Source organism: Nocardia stercoris, assembly GCF_003696265.1.
Classification (GTDB): Bacteria; Actinomycetota; Actinomycetes; order Mycobacteriales; family Mycobacteriaceae; genus Nocardia; species Nocardia stercoris.
Map to the genome: position 1 here is coordinate 58,354 of NZ_RFFH01000007.1, position 16,710 is coordinate 75,063.

The 16,710-nt window shown below is 68.7% G+C and carries 16 protein-coding genes and 2 pseudogenes; 10 read left to right on the forward strand and 8 right to left on the reverse strand.

The features are described from left to right. Window positions 1-26 precede the first annotated feature (26 nt). Entirely contained in the window at window positions 27-269 is a 243-nt protein-coding gene (locus tag EBN03_RS17640) for a nuclear transport factor 2 family protein (protein WP_456093817.1), read from the reverse strand. A 19-nt stretch (window positions 270-288) separates the two neighbouring features. On the opposite strand from EBN03_RS17640, the pseudogene EBN03_RS17645 reads away from it, so the two are divergent. The 3 genes and pseudogenes from EBN03_RS17645 to EBN03_RS17655 all read left to right on the forward strand — a co-directional run. Then, window positions 289-762: pseudogene (locus EBN03_RS17645) on the forward strand (phosphoketolase family protein); the annotation flags it as partial. Between the two features lie 351 nt (window positions 763-1,113). After that, window positions 1,114-2,325, forward strand: coding sequence for a serine hydrolase domain-containing protein (locus EBN03_RS17650; RefSeq protein ID WP_122189160.1), 1,212 nt, complete (start codon window positions 1,114-1,116; stop codon window positions 2,323-2,325). Between the two features lie 47 nt (window positions 2,326-2,372). Further along, entirely contained in the window at window positions 2,373-3,542 is a 1,170-nt protein-coding gene (locus EBN03_RS17655; protein WP_158675663.1) for a serine hydrolase domain-containing protein, read from the forward strand. Window positions 3,543-3,563: 21 nt separating this feature from the next. On the opposite strand, the gene EBN03_RS17660 is transcribed toward EBN03_RS17655, so the two are convergent. Beyond that, window positions 3,564-4,196 carry a TetR/AcrR family transcriptional regulator gene (locus tag EBN03_RS17660; RefSeq protein ID WP_158675664.1) on the reverse strand — a complete coding sequence of 211 codons (633 nt, stop codon included), beginning with the start codon at window positions 4,194-4,196 and terminating at the stop codon, window positions 3,564-3,566. Window positions 4,197-4,347: 151 nt separating this feature from the next. After that, a complete protein-coding gene (locus tag EBN03_RS17665) occupies window positions 4,348-5,052 on the reverse strand; it encodes a hypothetical protein (RefSeq protein WP_147471621.1) in 705 nt (234 codons plus the stop codon). 93 nt (window positions 5,053-5,145) lie between these two features. Here EBN03_RS17665 and EBN03_RS34210 point away from each other — a divergent pair, with 93 nt between their 5' ends. The 6 genes and pseudogenes from EBN03_RS34210 to EBN03_RS17690 all read left to right on the forward strand — a co-directional run bounded on the left by EBN03_RS34210 (window position 5,146) and on the right by EBN03_RS17690 (window position 10,217). Continuing rightward, window positions 5,146-5,313 (forward strand): hypothetical protein, encoded by a 168-nt coding sequence (locus tag EBN03_RS34210; RefSeq protein ID WP_158675665.1) that lies wholly within the window; start codon window positions 5,146-5,148, stop codon window positions 5,311-5,313. Between the two features lie 142 nt (window positions 5,314-5,455). After that, window positions 5,456-6,784 (forward strand): magnesium transporter MgtE N-terminal domain-containing protein, encoded by a 1,329-nt coding sequence (locus EBN03_RS17670; protein WP_122189164.1) that lies wholly within the window; start codon window positions 5,456-5,458, stop codon window positions 6,782-6,784. 203 nt (window positions 6,785-6,987) lie between these two features. Beyond that, window positions 6,988-8,583: an NRAMP family divalent metal transporter gene (locus tag EBN03_RS17675; RefSeq protein ID WP_199742875.1), complete on the forward strand. Its 1,596-nt coding sequence runs from the start codon at window positions 6,988-6,990 to the stop codon at window positions 8,581-8,583. Between the two features lie 30 nt (window positions 8,584-8,613). After that, window positions 8,614-9,327, forward strand: coding sequence for an MgtC/SapB family protein (locus EBN03_RS17680; RefSeq protein WP_122189165.1), 714 nt, complete (start codon window positions 8,614-8,616; stop codon window positions 9,325-9,327). Window positions 9,328-9,541: 214 nt separating this feature from the next. Next, window positions 9,542-9,661: pseudogene (locus tag EBN03_RS17685) on the forward strand (sulfurtransferase); the annotation flags it as partial. A 73-nt stretch (window positions 9,662-9,734) separates the two neighbouring features. Then, on the forward strand, window positions 9,735-10,217 hold the full coding sequence (locus tag EBN03_RS17690; protein ID WP_122189166.1) for a cupin domain-containing protein: 483 nt from the start codon (window positions 9,735-9,737) through the stop codon (window positions 10,215-10,217). A gap of 60 nt (window positions 10,218-10,277) precedes the next feature. Here EBN03_RS17690 and EBN03_RS17695 read toward each other — a convergent pair whose 3' ends face one another. From EBN03_RS17695 to EBN03_RS17710, 4 genes are read right to left on the reverse strand one after another with little or no spacing between them, the layout of a single operon-like run. Continuing rightward, window positions 10,278-11,120: an ABC transporter permease gene (locus tag EBN03_RS17695; protein ID WP_122189167.1), complete on the reverse strand. Its 843-nt coding sequence runs from the start codon at window positions 11,118-11,120 to the stop codon at window positions 10,278-10,280. Beyond that, on the reverse strand, window positions 11,110-11,865 hold the full coding sequence (locus EBN03_RS17700) for an ABC transporter ATP-binding protein (protein WP_122189168.1): 756 nt from the start codon (window positions 11,863-11,865) through the stop codon (window positions 11,110-11,112). Before EBN03_RS17700 ends, EBN03_RS17695 begins: the two co-directional genes overlap by 11 nt. Beyond that, window positions 11,862-14,159 (reverse strand): hypothetical protein, encoded by a 2,298-nt coding sequence (locus tag EBN03_RS17705; protein WP_233608446.1) that lies wholly within the window; start codon window positions 14,157-14,159, stop codon window positions 11,862-11,864. Before EBN03_RS17705 ends, EBN03_RS17700 begins: the two co-directional genes overlap by 4 nt. Beyond that, window positions 14,156-15,181, reverse strand: a complete 1,026-nt coding sequence (locus EBN03_RS17710; RefSeq protein ID WP_158675666.1) for an ABC transporter substrate-binding protein — start codon at window positions 15,179-15,181, stop codon at window positions 14,156-14,158. Before EBN03_RS17710 ends, EBN03_RS17705 begins: the two co-directional genes overlap by 4 nt. Before the next feature lie 135 nt (window positions 15,182-15,316). Here EBN03_RS17710 and EBN03_RS17715 point away from each other — a divergent pair, with 135 nt between their 5' ends. Continuing rightward, window positions 15,317-16,234 carry a LysR family transcriptional regulator gene (locus EBN03_RS17715; protein ID WP_122189170.1) on the forward strand — a complete coding sequence of 306 codons (918 nt, stop codon included), beginning with the start codon at window positions 15,317-15,319 and terminating at the stop codon, window positions 16,232-16,234. A gap of 17 nt (window positions 16,235-16,251) precedes the next feature. On the opposite strand, the gene EBN03_RS17720 is transcribed toward EBN03_RS17715, so the two are convergent. Beyond that, window positions 16,252-16,704: a nuclear transport factor 2 family protein gene (locus EBN03_RS17720; RefSeq protein WP_122189171.1), complete on the reverse strand. Its 453-nt coding sequence runs from the start codon at window positions 16,702-16,704 to the stop codon at window positions 16,252-16,254. Window positions 16,705-16,710 lie beyond the last annotated feature (6 nt).

Here is a 16,710-nt window from a genome sequence, read left to right on the forward strand (position 1 = left end):
ACAAAATTTTCGTGCCGGCGAGGCGGTCACCACGCGTCGACCGAGCTGGATGGGGTACGAGTACCGCTGAGGAACAACTCGCCGTCGGGGAGCCCGCGCCAGACGTGCTGGGCGTGGAAATAGCAGACGTGCCTCGCCAGTTCCCCGTCGACAGCGACGACATGATTTCCCAGCAGGTGCTGGGTAGCGTCGAGCCGATCGATACCGCTGCCGACGCGAGCCACGATGGCAGCGCGACCGACCACATCGTCGCCGGCCTGTGGATACACCCAATGCGCGTCCTCGGTGAACAACGCCGCCTCCCATCAAGACCCCGGCTTCATCGACCACGTGCTCAGCAAACGACCCGAAGTGGCCCGTGTCTACCTGCCCCCGGACGCCAATCCACACGGAATTCCGGATATCGAGTACGTGGCGATGTTCGGCCCCGCCCCGGTGGTGTTCGCCTTCCACGGGTATCCCTGGCTGATCCACCAGCTCACCTACCGGCGGCACGGCCACCACCTGCTGCACGTGCACGGGTTCCGGGACAACGGCACCACCACCACACCGTCCGACATGTGCGCCCTCAACGGCATCGACCGCTACCAGCTCGCCATGACCGCGGTCGAACACGTCCCCCGGCTCAGCGGCCGCGCCGGGACTCTGCTGGCGATGCTGGCCGAAAAGCTCGATGCGGCACTGGCATACACCCGGCAGACCGGCGAGGACCTCCCCGAGATGAGCGACTGGAGGTGGCCGGGTGGCACCGCGGAACGCTGACCGGGAGACCCGCAACCGTTGCGCGGCAGCCGACCACACCGACAGCCACACGTCCTGACGCTCGAACCCGAGGCACAGCACCGCGCGCACGAAACGCCGATTGCGAAGGGGCCCGAAGGTCGATTGCGGCCAGCGCGCGAACTGGCCTGTCGGCGGGGACCGACCACGCCGGCGCTGTCGTCCCGGCGCGGAACTGGTTGAAGTGACCGCAGCGGTACCCGCACTCGCGGGCACCATCGTGGATCCTCTCGCACACCCCCTGTGATCGTGATCACCGCAACGACTGTCTCCATATGTAGTCTACGAATGTAGATTACCCTGACAGCTCACGCTGACCGATCGGAGAACCTCATGCGAACCTTCCCCCGCACCGGAACCGTCGCTCGACCTCTGCTGGCGGTCGCGCTGGCCGGATCCCTGTCGGCCGCGGTGGCATGCGGCGACCGAGACGTGTCCGGAGCCACGCAGTCCGCCCGCATCGACACGACCGAACTTCAACGAGACGCCGACGCGATTCGCGATATCGGGGTGACCGGCGTGCAGGTCCGGCTGGTGAATGCCGACGGTGGCAACGCGGTGGTGACCAGCGGGGTCGCCGATATCGCGGGCCGGACTCCGGTTCCGGGCGAGGGTTACTTCCGGATGGCCAGTGTCACAAAGACTTTCACTGCCGCAGTGGTGTTGCAGCTGGTCGGTGACGGCAAGCTGGCGCTGGACGACACGGTCGAGAAATGGTTACCGGGCACGATCCGGGGCAACGGCAACGACGGCACGAAAATCACTGTCCGCCAATTGCTCAACCACACCAGCGGGCTGCCCGACGCCCTCGACATGGGTTCGCGGCTGCCGACCCGCGACGCCTACCGGCAGCACGCCGACGATGTCGAGGCGCCCGAGGATCTGGTGGCCGCGGCGATACGGAGGGAACCGGACTTCGCCCCGGGGACCGGCTGGAACTACGACAACACCGGCTATCTGTTGCTCGGCATGATCATCCACAAGGTCACCGGCAGACAATGGTACGAGGAGGTCGAGAGCCGAATCATCGAGCCGCTCGGGTTGAAGGGCACCAGCTATCCGGGCGGGACAACCACGATCCCCACCCCGCACGCCGACGCGTACATCCAATGGCCGACGGGCGGGCTGACCGACACTACCGAGAACCGGCTCGCCGAACTGGTCGGACCCGCAGGCGCATTGACCACCACGACCGCCGACCTGAACACGTTCTTCCGGGCGCTGCTGGGCGGCAAACTACTGCGGGCCGAACAACTGGCCGAGATGAAGCAAACCGTCGACACCTCCGACGCGATCCGAGCGGTCTGGCCCGGCGCGCGCTACGGCCTGGGCCTGTTCTCGGTCGAATTGTCCTGCGGCGGACGGTATTGGATGCACGGCGGCGACAACGCCGGCTACAAGACCCGCGACGGCGTCACCGACGACGGAACCCGCAGCGTCGTGGTCTCCATGTCGACGATGTTCCTGGACGATACGCGACGTCCCGCCGACCAGGAGCGGGCCGCACTGGCGCTGGTCGACCACGCACTGTGCGGCAACAAATGAACTCATCAGTGCGGCCCTGTCACGTTCCAATCGAGAGGAATGCAGCAATGCGACAGCTTCGTCGCGGTCTGTGCGCGCTGCTGGTCACCGGCGCGGCCGCTGTGTCGAGCGGGTGCCAGGAAACGACCACAGCGCCGGTACCACCGCCGGCCGGCCGCGCCGCCCTGCAACAGGCTCTGGCGGACATCGTGCGGGCCGGCGCGGTCGGCGTGCAGTTGCGGGTACACGACGACGCCGGTGACTGGACGGCGAGCACGGGGGTGTCCGAACTCGGTAAGTCGGAACCGCCATCCACCGACGGTCGATTCCGGATCGGCAGCATCACGAAGACTTTCGTGTCCACGGTGATCCTGCAACTGGTCGCCGAGGGCAGAGTGGGACTCGACGATCCGGTGGACGACTACCTTCCCGCCTACAATATCGACCGGCGGATCACCGTGCGAATGCTGTTGCAGCACACCAGCGGACTGTTCGACTACACGGGCGACCACGACGCCGACGGCGGTTTCGAGGCCGGAATCCCATTGCACGGAGCCGAATTCGTCGACGCGAGGATGCGCGGGTACACCCTCGACGAGCTCGCGCGGACGGCGTTGTCCGAACCTGCCCGGTTCGCGCCCGGCGAGCGCTGGCAGTACTCCAACACCAACTATGTGCTCGCTGGGCTGCTCGTCGAAAAACTCTCCGGCACAACGTATGCCACGCAGATCCGGACGCGGCTGCTCGAGCCGCTCGGGATGTCGGATACGTCGCTGCCCGGCGCCGAGCCCGAGATCGCCGGTCCGCACGCGCACGGCTACCTCGAATATCAGCGCGACGGGCGAACCGAGCTGGCCGACATCACCGAGCTGAATCCGTCGTGGGCCGGTCCGGCGGGGGAAATCATCTCCACCACAGCCGATCTCGACAAATTCCTGAGCGCGCTACTCGGCGGCCGGCTGCTCCCACCACAACTGCTGGAGGTCATGCGCACACCGTTTCCGGTACCGGATCGGCCGGGCGGGTTCGGTCTGGGGCTGGTCGATCGCCGGGTCGGCCCGGACTGCGACCTCTTCGGACACAGCGGCGGAATACACGGTTACCTGTCACAGCTCTACGGTTCGAAGGACGGCACCCGCCGCGTGGCGATGTCGATCACGCTCAACCAGGACCCGGATTCACAAGCCGACGCGTTCGTTCCCGGTGCGATGTCGATCCTGAGCACCTTGTGCCGATGATGCGGCGCACGATACTTCGGGTCAGCGGAAGCTGCCGAGGGTCACCTCGAACCAGCTCTCCAGCACATCCTCCTGACTGAAGACCGGCGCCTCTCCGATCGCCGCCCACAGTGCCGGGTAGCGAGCGGGGTCTGCGGCGAGCAATGCCTTGCCCTGCGCCCAGAACTCGGCACTGCCCTCCCAGTCGCCGGGCTGTCGTTGCATCGCCGCACACCCGATCAGGAACCGGTTGACGTTGCCGACCAATGCCACCGCGGTCCGCACCGGCAGCCCGGCCTCGGCGAGAAACGCCAGCATGCGATCCATGATCGCCAGACTCCGATCGGTCGAGACCCTCAGTGTGGGATCCAGTAACCCCGGCCGATCGATCACGAACACCCGATACAGGCCGCGCACGAGCTGCTGGAACCCTTCGATTCCACCGGCCTCCGGCATCGGAACCTGCTCGTACGCGTCCTCGACCGACGCCGCCAGCAGGTCGGCCTTGTTGCCGAAATGCCGGTACAGCGCCATCGGATCCACCCCGAGCCTGGTCGCGACCAGGCGCATGGTCATCGCCTCCGCGCCCTGCTCCGCGATCACCGCCGCCGCGGCGGCGAGGATCATCGGCTTGTTCAGTGTCCCGCGCGGTGTCCGCCGCCTGGTCTGCTCCACCACGCGTACCTCCTGGACGGGCTACCGATGATCGACAATGGTCGACTACAACAGTAGACGCGGGTCGGACGCGACAGCGCGGTGCCGGGCAGCCCGCACCCGCGGCGTCGTGGCTGTGCCGCCGCATGGGCGGCGGCACAGCCACTTGCGGCTACTTGCCCGCGTCGCCGCCCGCCTGGGCGGCCGGGTCGGCGCCCTGCGAAGCGCCAGGGTCGGTGCCCTGGTTTGCGGCGTCGGCGGACGGAGCGTTGATCGTGTCGAAGAACCGGGCGGCGGCGCCGATACCGGCGGGAACGCCCAGAGCTGCCGTGCCCGAGGCGGTGCCGAGTGCGAGGCCGGCGATCGCGCCGGCAATGCAGCCGCCGACCGCACCGGGCAGGAAGGCCGGGGGCATCAGCGCTGCACCGGCCGCAGAGCCGGCGGCACATCCGACCGGAGCCGCGACCAGGGTGCCCGAGAGGGAGCCGACGCCGGTGGCGAGGCCGAATTCGTTCGCGGCATTGCCCAGAGCGTTGTCGAAATCGGCTTGCGCGTCGATGGATTCGGCAACCGGGGCCGGAGTGAGCGGTACCGGGTCGGCTCCGGCAACGGCAGCCTGGGTGACGACAGCGGCGAACGACAGCACCGCGGCGATGCCGTAGGCATTGATCTTCTTCATCAGGGTCTCTCTGTCTGGTGGTCGGGATCTGGGCGCGAGCGGGTGCCTGAGGCGCATCCCACCGCCTTGTTGAAAACCGTTTTCGACAACGGTCGATCCGGACTGTACTCTCTGACCGGAATAAGTGAAAATGATTGTCGTCACCGTTTGGATCCGGAGACGGTCGTCAGCACCGACCTGATAGAGATGGACCACCATGGCTCGTAGGCATTTCCACACCCGCGCACAGTTGCGCCCAGGGCGGAGCAGCACCCCAGGAGCTCCCGTGAATACGCGGTAGGCTGTGCGGGCATGGGACGCGGAATCGGAGGTGTCCAGCGGTTCGCTACCGCCCTGGCGAGTCCGGGCACCGGGCATCGCCCGGCCTACACCTCCCACGAAGTGCTGATCGGCTCCGTGGTGCTACTGGCGATTCTGGCCGTCATTCTGGTCGCCGTTTGGTGGTCGAGCCGCCGCTGACTTCTGCATTCTCGGGTGTCCGAAACCGAATGCGACGGATTGTGCGATGCCCGCAATTGCGTGATCATTCCTGTGTCGGCACCGATCACGGTGCAGGTCGGCACTGATCGTCGGGACGCAGAGACACCGGGACAGGAGCACGATGACCGAACCGAAAGCGCAACCGCCGGTGGTGACGACCCTGCATCTGTCGCAGCTGCTGAAGTCCCCCGTGATCGCGGGATCCGGGGAGACGATCGGCCGGGTGGACGACCTGATCGTGCGGTTGCCCGGCGGTGACGCCTACCCACCGGTCTCCGGGGTCGTCGTCGGCATCAGCGGCCGGCAGGTGTTCGTGTCCGGCGAACACATCGCGGAGTTGGCGGCCGACCGAATCACCTTGTCGGTCAACAAGGTCGACCTGCGGTCGTTCGAGCGCCGGGAAGGCGAGGTGCTGTTGAAGGCCGATATCCTCGGCCACCGGCTCATCGACGTCGCGGCCGCCGAACTGGTCCGTGCCTACGACGTCGAACTGGACCACACCCGCAGCGGCTGGGTGCTGGCCCGCCTCGACACCCGCCCGCCGGCCCGCTTCTTCGGGCTGGTCAAGTCCTCCGGCGGGGACGCCGCGCGGGATTGGAAAGCGTTCGAACCGCTGATCGGGCACAACCCGACGCGCACGGCCCGCGGTCTGGGCGGCCGGGTGCGCGGGATGCGGCCCGCCGAACTCGCCGACCTGCTCGAAGAAGCCGACAAGAACGAGCGCGGCGAGATCCTGGACCGGGTGCACGGGGACCCGGAACTGGAGGCCGACGTGTTCGAGGAACTCGACTCGGACAAGGCCGGCAAGCTGCTGGACACCATGCCCGACGAGGAGGTCGCAGCCCTGTTCGGCCGCATGCGCGCCGACGATGCGGCCGACTCGATCCTGGAGTTGCGGCAGTCGCGCCGCCGCCGGGTCCTGGACCTGATGCCGGCCGGTCAGCGGGTCAAGGTCATCACGCTGATGGGGTTCAATCCGGACAGCGCCGGCGGCCTGATGAATGTCGACTTCGTGTCGTGCGCTGTGAATTCCACTGCGACACAGGCCTTGTCGACGGTCGCCGGGGCGGCGGGACTGCAACCGGAGGCGCTACTGAAGGTGCACGTCCTGCAGGACCGGCAGCTGGTCGGGGTGGTGTCGGTGATCGCACTGCTTCAGGCTCAGCCGGACGACACGGTCGGTGACCTGATGGACTCGGACCCGGTCCGAGTGGCCCCCGATGCCGATCTGACCGATATCGCGTTGCTGATGGCGGACTTCAACCTGTACATGGTTCCCGTGGTCGACGACCAGGACCGCATGTTGGGCGTCGTCACCGTCGACGATGTGCTCGAGGACATCATTCCCGAGGACTGGCGCCGGCGTGAGCCCGCGCCCCGGCCGGTCCGAGAACCGACCACCGTCCCCGACATCACCACCTCGCACCCGGACGGGCCTGCGGCACAATGACGGAGACCGGCGACGACCACACGCCGGTCGTCCCTGACGCCGAGGTGGCGGAGGGGCCCGGCAAGCCGCGCGCTGTCGAGCCCGGCGAGCACCCGGTTGTGCCCGCGCAGCAGGAGGCCGCGGCCGGGCAACCGGCGGTGGACGCTGGACGCCCGCGGATCGAGCCCGGCAGGCAGCCCAACTCCCCCGGCCGGCAATCGGCGGTGCTCGACTCGGCACACCTCGGCGATATCGAAGGCGCGCTCGGGCGGATCAAGCTCACCGACACCGACCAGCCCCGGACCCTGAAGATCCGGCTGTTGACGCTGCTGGCGATCGTCGGCCCGGGCCTGATCGTCATGGTCGGGGACAACGACGCGGGTGGGGTCGCCACCTATGCCCAGGCCGGGCAGAACTACGGATACAGCCTGCTGTGGGTGTTGTTGCTGCTGATCCCGGTCCTGATCGTCAACCAGGAGATGGTCGTCCGGCTCGGCGCGGTGACCGGGGTCGGTCACGCGCGGCTGATCAACGAACGGTTCGGCCGGGGCTGGGGCTGGTTCTCCGTCGGCGACCTGTTCGTGCTGAACTTCCTCACCATCGTCACCGAGTTCATCGGAATCAGCCTCGCCGCAGCCTATTTCGGTATTTCCAAGTACATCGTGGTGCCGCTGGCGTCGGTTGCGCTGGTCGCCATCATGGCGTCGGGCAGTTTCCGCCGCTGGGAACGCGCCATGTTCGTGTTCATCGCCGTCACGCTGTTGCAGATCCCGATGCTGCTGCTCTCGCACCCCGACTGGGGCCGCGCCGCCCAGAGTTTCGTGGTCCCCGGCGTCACGGGTGGGTTCACCTCCGACGCGGTGCTGCTGATCATCGCCCTGGTCGGCACGACAGTCGCGCCCTGGCAGCTGTTCTTCCAGCAGTCGAACATCGTCGACAAGCGAATCACCCCGCGCTTCATCGGCTACGAACGCGCCGACACCGCACTCGGCGCTGTCGTCGTGGTCGTCGGCGCCGCAGCGCTCACCATGACCGCCTCCTTCGCCGCGCATGCCACCGATTCGGTCGGGAAATTCGTCGACGCCGGCGAAATCGCCCATCTCCTCGGCCAGGCTCACCAGCCGTTGGGGTCGATCTTCGCCGTCGTCCTGCTGGACGCGTCGATCATCGGCGCCGCCGCGGTCACCTTGGCCACCAGTTACGCGTTCGGCGATGTGTTCGGGATCAAGCACTCGCTGCACCGCGGCTTCCGGGACGCGAAGCAGTTCTACCTGTCCTATATCGCGATGGTGGTCGTGGCCGCGGTGATCGTGCTCGTCCCGGGGGCGCCGCTGGGTCTGATCACCACCGCCGTGCAGGCCCTGGCCGGGCTACTGCTGCCGTCGGCCTCGGTGTTCCTGCTGTTGTTGTGCAACGACCCGCAGGTCCTCGGCCCCTGGGTCAACAAGACCTGGCTCAACGTCGTCGCCGGCGTCATCGTCGGAATCCTGCTGTTGCTGTCAGGAATCCTGATGGCCACCACACTGTTCCCCGACCTCGACGTCGTCACCACCACCGGTGCACTCGCGGTCGTGCTCGTTGTGCTCGCCGTCCTCACCGGCATCGTGCTGCGCGTCCTGCAACGCCGTGCACCCGCGCCGCCGCCGGGTCCGGTGTTCGATACCGCGCAGCGGGATCACTGGCGGATGCCGCCGCTGGCCCTGCTCGAACCGGTGCGGTGGTCGGCCGGGACGAAGCTCGGCATGCTCGCCCTGCGCGGCTACCTGGTCCTCGGCGCGATCTTATTGGTGGTCAAGGCAATCCAGCTCGGCCGCGGCTGAGCGGTCGGAGCGATCTCCGGAAGGGAAGTCATGTCGACGTGGGAGATGCTGCTGCGGCTCGGCACGGGCGCAGGCCTCGGCATGGTCATCGGCATCGAACGCCAGTATCGGGCGCGCATGGCGGGCCTGCGCACCAACGCCCTGGTAGCGACGGGTGCCACACTGTTCGTGCTGTTGTCCGCCAACGGTTTCCACGGCGGGTCCGCCGACCCGACCCGGGTCGCCGCGCAGATCGTGTCGGGCATCGGCTTCCTGGGCGCCGGTGTGATCATGCGCGAGGGGCTGAGCGTGCGTGGCCTGAACACCGCCGCCACCCTGTGGTGCTCGGCCGCGATCGGTGCGCTGGCCGGTGCCGGAATGTACGCCACCGCGGCAGCGGGCACCGCCGCGATCGTCGCCGTGAACACCGCACTGCGGTCGATGGGCCGGGTCATCGACCGGGTTCCCGAAGCAGGTACCGAACAGGCCAGCACCTACATTTTCGCCGCGACCACCGACGACGCCGGCGAGGCCCAGGTACGAGCCTTGCTCGTGCAAGCGTTGACTCGCACCGATTTCCGGCTCGTGTCCATCGCCAGCCGGAACGCCGATACACCAGGGCAAGTCGAGATCCGCGCCGAACTGATCGGCGAGCACCGAGACGACCGCCAGATGGAATCCGCGGTCAGCCGACTCAGCTTGGAGCCCTCGGTCACCAGCGTCGGCTGGCAAGTCACCGAACGCACAGACTCGGACAGCCACTGACGACCGTCCGCGTCCCGGTTTTCGGCTGGTGGGTTCGCACGTGACATCGCCGGTCCGGACTGTCGAGGTCGCGAGCGGCCACCGAGTGGCGATTCGTATCGCGGCTCCCGCCGGACCGCCATCGTTGGACTCTTTGTGAATGGCTTGCTTCCGTCCAGCATCACCGCGACTACTATCGACCGTGCCACGCGGCCGCTGCGCCGTCCACACCGCCACCGAAACCGACAGCATCACCGCACTCCGGATCGCGGGCATCGATGCGGCGCTCTTTCCGGGATCATGGTCGCAGTGGAGCGCCGACCCGGCTCGCCCGGTCGCGACCGGACCGGCATGACACCGCCGGTGATCGCGCGGCCCGCACCCGACTTCGCCGGACGCCCACACCATCGACGCAGAGGAGCCCACCGGTGACAACGCAACCGAATCCCGCGACCGGCGACAACTGGCGGCACCACGGGGTACGAGTCGTCAAAGCAGACCAGCTCGATTCGAATACCGCGCAAACGCCCGGAATGAACCGGGCGGCAGCGATCGACGCCGCCCGCGTCGGCGCACAACAGATCTGGGCGGGCACGGTCACGATCCATCCCGACGCGAAAACCGGAGCCCACCATCACGGCGCGCTGGAGAGCGTCATCTATGTGGTCCGGGGCCGAGCCCGGATGCGCTGGGGCGAGCACCTGGAATTCGTCGCCGAGGCCGAGCCGGGCGATTTCATCTTCGTGCCACCGTACGTACCCCACCAGGAGATCAACGCCAGCACCGACGAACCGCTCGAATGCGTACTGGTCCGCAGCGACAGCGAAGCGGTCGTGGTCAACCTCGACATCGAGCCGGTCGAACCGCCCGAGGCCGTCTATTGGGTCGACCCGATCCACCCGCACCCTTGAAACGCGCCCACCGGCACCGCGCCCGGTCGGCACAGACCACGGCACGCCGACCGGCGGCTGTCAGCCGGTCAGCCCGCGCCGGGCTCGCACCACGTGGTCGGCCAGGGTGAACAGACCGTCGACCACGATGCCGATCAGCATGATCACGATCATGGTGGCCAGGATCTCGGTCGAATCGCTGAGCTGGCGGGCGAATTCGAGCCGCACACCCAGTGACGGGCTGTGGCCGATCACCACCAGCAGCTCCCCGGCCATCAAGCTGCGCCAGGCGAAGGCCCAGCCCTGTTTGAGTCCGGTCACGAACGCCGGCAGGGCGGCGGGCAGCAGAACGTAGCGGTACCAACCGAATCCGCGCACGCCCAGCACCCGGGCCGCCCGCAGCAACGCCGGCGGAGTGTGGTCGATGCCGCTGATCAGCCCGCTGGCGACCGACGGTGCCGCGCCCAGCACGACCACGAACAGGATCGCCTGCTCGCTGAGCTGGAACAGCAGGATCGCCAGCGGGAACCAGGCGATGGACGGCATCGTCTGCAGCCCGGTGATCAAGGTGCTCAGCGCGATCCGCAGCGGCCGCGGCCGGGTGGCCAGTACCGCTGCCGCCACGCCGATGCCGACGGCGAGCCCGAAACCGGCCACCGCCCGCCGCATGGTCAGCCCCAGCCCGCTCCAGAACCGCGGATCGCCCAGATCGTGCCACAGCCGGGGCAGCACCTCGCCGGGGCCGGGCAGCACCCACGGATCCTTCCAGCCGCTGAGCACCACCAGTTCCCACAATCCGACCGCCAACGCCAGCGCGCCCAGCACCGGCCAGACGGTGCTCCAGATCCGTTGCGCCACACCGATCCGCGCGGGAACCGCGGTATCGAGCGCGTCCAGCGCGCGCAACTGCCGGTCAGTGTCCATGTCGCCCTACCTCTTCCCGCAGCCGATCGGTGATCTTCCCGGCCGGCTCGGCCACTTCCGGAGACTCGATGCGCCGCGGCCGGTGCAACGGCACCGGGTACTCCTGCACGACCCGGCCCGGACGACTGGACAGCAGCACCACCCGGTCACCGAGCCGCACCGCTTCGCGCACATTGTGAGTCACGAACAACACGGTCAATTCGCGCTCGCGCCAGATTCTTTCCAGCTCGTCGTGCAGCAGGTCACGGGTCATGGCGTCCAGTGCGGCGAACGGTTCGTCCAGCAACAGGATGTCGGTGTCCTGGGCCAGTGCGCGGGCGATGGCGGCCCGCTGCCGCATGCCGCCCGACAGCTGATGCGGCCGCCGGTCACCGGCACCGTCCAGCCGCACCACCGCCAGCAGTTCGGCTATCCGGCCGGGCCACAACCGCTTCGGCACGCCGGCCGCCCGCAGCGCGATCCCGATATTGCCGGCGACGGTCAGCCACGGGAACAGCGCGGGATCCTGGAACACCATGCCCACCCGGGCGCCGCCGGTGGCGACGGTCCCGCTGGTCGGTGCGTCCAGCCCCGCGATCAGCGCCAGCAACGTGCTCTTCCCGCAGCCGGAAGCGCCGAGCAGGCAGACGAATTCGCCGCGCGCGACGTCGAGCGAGACCCCGTCCAGGGCGAGCACGGCCCCGCGACCGGACCCATACACCTTCGAGACCGCATCGATCAGCACGGCCGGTTCGGTGGTGTTCATGCGGTGGTGAAGAACAGCGGGCTGGTCCACACCTCGTGGCCGTCGGACTGGCGAGCGTGCAGGTACAGCGCGCTGTCCGCGTCCGGGAGCCGCACCGGCAGTTCCCCGGTCAACGTGACCGGCAGGGCCGCCGCGGACAGCCGTTCGACGGTGACGTGCAGCCCGGCGCCACCGAAGTCGCGGCGCACCGGCCCGGCCGCCAATTCACCTGCGGTGACGGTGAATTCCCCGGTGTGCGCGTCCTCGGCGATCGTGGTCGCGATCCGGAACTCGGTGGCGTCACCGTCGGTGCGCAATACGACACCGGTGTCGTTGCCGAATGTGGCCGCGGCCCAGTCGATCCGATTGCCGTCGCGGTCGATCCGCTGTTCCTGATGCGATGCAGCCCACGGTTCCGCTGCGATCAGGTCCGCGCCGGCGATCTCGATCCGCCCGGTCCACGTCGCCCACCGGTACCGATCGCGGTGCCGGGCGCCGCCCCAGCGGACCCGGACCAGGCCGGGGGCGTAGCCCGCCTCGGCGTGCAGATCCCGGTGCAGCACCGGGCCTTCGGTGTCGTAGACGGTCACCTGCTCCCACTCGGCATCGGCGTACAGCGCGTACGACACCACGAGTTCGGTTCCGGCGCGGGCCCGCTCGTCGCCCATCCACTGGTCCCCGGACCGCAACAGCGCGACCGCGCGGGTACCGGTCGTCGCCCACGTCCGCCGGGCGCGCAGCGTGGAACCGACGGCGGCCCGGGTCAATTCGGGTGCGAGCACCCCGGTCAGGCCGCCGCCGCGGCCACCGAAGATAGTGGCGCCGGGCGCACCGCTGCCGGGCCGGCCGCGGTGCTCGTCGCTGTTGGCGCTGACCCCGACACGGTAGCCGCGCTGCATCGCCTCCCGGAGGAACCAGTTGCCGGTCCCCCAGGCCGAATGCACTTCGATGAGCCGTTCCAGTTGAGGGTGATGCCAGTCCAGGATCGCCCGGCGGCCGCCCAGATGCGGCATGAGCAGATAGTCGTCCGGGCGGGCGGCGTAGGCGGCATAGAGCTCGGTGATCGGCCAGTGCTCGGCGACCGGCACCCGGCTGGTCATCCCGTCGTGCCACTGCAGCGACCTGGCCAGCCCGGTGTCCGCACCGAGGTAGATGACGTTGTGGTCACCACCCACCGCCGAATTGCCACACCACTCCACCCCAGGCAGGCAGACGAACCGGCCCTCTTCGGTCACCTCCCGGCACAGTGCCACCGTCGCCGCCCAGGCCGCGTCGGTGACCTGGAAATCGTTGGCGGTGTAGCCGAGGACGTCCAGGCCGCCGACCCGGCGCCCGTAGGCGAAGTTGTAGGCGCTGTCCTGGGTGCCGACCGTGTCGTCGGAGTGCACGTGCAGATCGGCGAAATACGCCCGCTCCCCGGGGAGTTCGGCGACCACGTCGACCGGGCACGAGCCGGTGAGCACCCGCCCGTCCGGCAGGGTCGCCGTCACCGCCGCCCGGTAGGCGCCGGTCGGCGCGGCCGGCAGCTCGAATTCGCCTGCCGCCCAGCTTGTTCCGGGCAGCTCACCGAATTCCGGCTCGCCTCCGACGGACAGCCGCAGGGCCGCCGGACTGTCGACGGCCGCGTTGCCCCAGCTGTCCTCCAGGTGCACCCGCAGCGGGGCGACGGCACCGGCCCGGACGACCCGCGGCCCGGCCACCACCAGCCGCGCGGCCGGGCCGGGCCGCACATCCAGCGCGACGTCGCCGGCATGCCCCATCCGCGAAGTGCCGAGTACGTCCGCGTAGAGCCGGAAGACGAACCCGTCCTCGACGAAGGTTTGCACCCGGGTGCCGGGCCCGCCGAATCGCCGGTCGCCCAGCCGGATCACGATCTCGTCGCCGGGACGCAGGAACCCGTCCTCCAGATGGATCAGCAGCGCCTTCTGGAACGGCCGTTCCCCGCCCTTGACGTCGTAGCGGGTGCGCAGGTGCCCGACGGTGGCCAGGCTGTCCGGCCCGGCACCGCCGCGGTCGCTGCGATGCACGAGTTCCGCAGTGGCGTAATCCCGTTCGCCGGGCGCGGTCGTCTGCAGATCCCAGTCCGAGTAGTACTTGAAGCAGAGTTTGAGCCAGCCGCTGTCGGCGATGCCGGAACTGCCCACGGTGTAGCGCAGTACCACTTCGGTGAGTTCGCCGGCCACCAGCTGCGCCGTGGTCGTGGTCAGGGTGCCGAGGAAGGGCAGCTCCCGCACGGACGCGGTGAGCGGCGCGGTGACCGCGGGATCGGTGCAATCGTGGAAGCGGTGACCGGACACCGCGCGCGGGGTGATCATTCGGCCACCGCCGGACGTCCTTCGGCGCGCAGCGCGTCGTTCAGCGGACCCAGGTCGGCCAGGCCGGTGAGGTCACCGGCGGGCAGGACGCCGACGGTGGCACCGCGGCGCGCGTATTCGCGGACGGTGCTCAGCAGCGGGTCCACGGTGAAGGTCAGCTGCGACCACGCGCCGGCCAGATCGGCATCGGCCAGCCGGGTGCCGTTGATTCCGGCGATCACCGTATTCGCCTGTGCCCGTGCGGCATCAGGGTCGACGCCCACCTGGGACGTCTGCTGCACCAGCCCGCGCAGCAGGGCGACGACAGTCTCGCGGTGCGCCTTCAGGTAGGACGAGCGCACCACCAGTTCGGTGGTGGCGAACCGGCCCTGCGGCCACAGCTCGCGTTCGTCGACGAGGACGTGCGCGCCCTTGCCGACCAGCTGGGCAGCATAGGGCTGCGGCACCCAGGCGCCGTCGATGGCGCCTGCCGCGAACGCGGCGGCGATCTGCGCGTTGTCCTGCGGCGCCACATGGACATCACCGTCCCCGGCGGTCCCGACCTGAAACCCCTGCTGCTGCAACCAGTACCGCAACGAGACGTCCTGGGCGCCGCCCAGCGCCGGGTCGGCCACAGTGCGGCCGCGCAGTTGCTGCGGGGTGTCGATCCCCGCCCGCACCACCAGTTCGGCGCCGCCCGACGTGGCGCCCGCGACGATCACCGCGTTGCCCTTGGTCTTCAGGTAGGCGTTGACCGCCGGAGTGGCACCGATGAACACCGCGTCGACCGCGTCGGAGAGCAGCGCTGTGACCGCGGGCGGCCCGGAAGTGAACTGCGAAGTCCGCAGTTCCACGCCGGGACCGAGGGCGCGGCCGAAGGTGCCGTTCGCCACGCCGAGCAGCGCGGTGGCGTGAGTGAGATTGGGAAAGTAGCCGAGCCGGAGCCGGTTGCCGGCCGCGGCACCGGAGCCGCTCGAGCAACCACTCAGCGCGGCGGCGACTATTGCGACGCATGCGGCGAAGCGCAGTGCAGGACGGAACAATTCGATACTTCTTTCGCCGTCCGGCGGGTTGCCTGCGCCGGGTGTTTCTGTCAGTCCCGTCGACTGTCCCACGCCGAGATTCATGCGTCCAGGACATAGAAGTGATGACAGTTATCACTGTGATTGAATAATTGGATGGAGCTCCGACAGCTGCGCTACTTCACGGCGATCGCCCGCACCGGCAGTTTCAGCACCGCGGCGGCCGGGGAGTTCGTGGTCCAATCGGCGCTGTCCCAACAACTGCGCAAGCTCGAGGACGAGCTCGGAGTGCGACTGTTCGACCGGACCACCCGGTCGGTGCGGCTCACCCAGGCCGGGGCACAACTACTGCCGTTCGCCGAACGGGTGCTGTCCGATGTGGGACTGCTGGCCGCCGAGGCCGACGCGCTGCGCGGCGTGGTACGCGGCAATATCGCGGTCGGCATGATGGAGTGCCCGCCCCTGACACTCGATATGGCGGTGCTGCTGCGGGACTTCCACGCGCAGCACCCCGGGGTCGAGGTCGCGCTGCGCAGCGGTGGCAGTGACCGCATGCTCGACGAGGTCCGCACCGCCCGGCTCGAATTGGCCATCCTGGGTCTGCCACCGAAACCGTTGCCCGCCAAACTGTTCGCTCATCATCTGCTCAGTGAGGACCTGGTCGGGCTGGTGCACCGCCACGACGACCTGCCGGCCCGGGTGGCGGCCGCGGAACTGGCGGATGCGACGTTCATCGACTTCCCGCCCGGCTACGGACTCCGCGAACAGGTCGACCATTGTTTCGCCGGAGCCGGGGTGAGCCGCCGGGTCGCGTTCGAGGTGGTGCGGGTCGAGGAGATGGTGCGTTTCGCCGCACTGGGTTTGGGCTTGGCGATCCTGCCGCGGTCCATCGCGCAGGCGGCGGCCGGCCGCGACGACGGCCCGCGCATGCTGGAGATCACCGGCGCCGATCTCCGCCGTTCGGTGGCCCTGGTCCACCGCCACGACGGTCCGGCCGCCCCCGCCGCCCGCGCCTTCTTCGATTTCGTCATGGCACTGCCGCAAGCCGCCGGATCCAGTAGCGCCCCAACGTGATCCGATCGGCCGCGTGCTCAGTGTCGAACCACGGCGCTGTTGCCTTCGTGCCACACGCTGACGATCGTGCGGCGAGACAACCGCCACCCCTGCGCCGTGCGGCGCAGCTGGTCCTCGTAACGCCCACCGCCGAGGAACAACTCGCCGTCGGGGAGCCCGCGCAAGACGTGCTGGGCGTGGAAATAGCAGACGTGCCTCGCCAGTTCCCCGTCGACAGCGACGACATGATTTCCCAGCAGGTGCTGGGTAGCGTCGAGCCGATCGATACCACTGCCGACGCGGGCCACGATGGCAGCGTGACCGACCACATCCTCGCCGGCCTGTGGATACACCCAATGCGCGTCCTCGGTGAACAACGCCGCCAGGCTTGTCCAGTCCCGGGTGTCCACCGCGGTGGCGTATCCGACGACGACGTCCACGATCGCGGCGCGATCGACCAGTTCCATGTTCACGGGTGTCTCCAGATCCATTGCGGT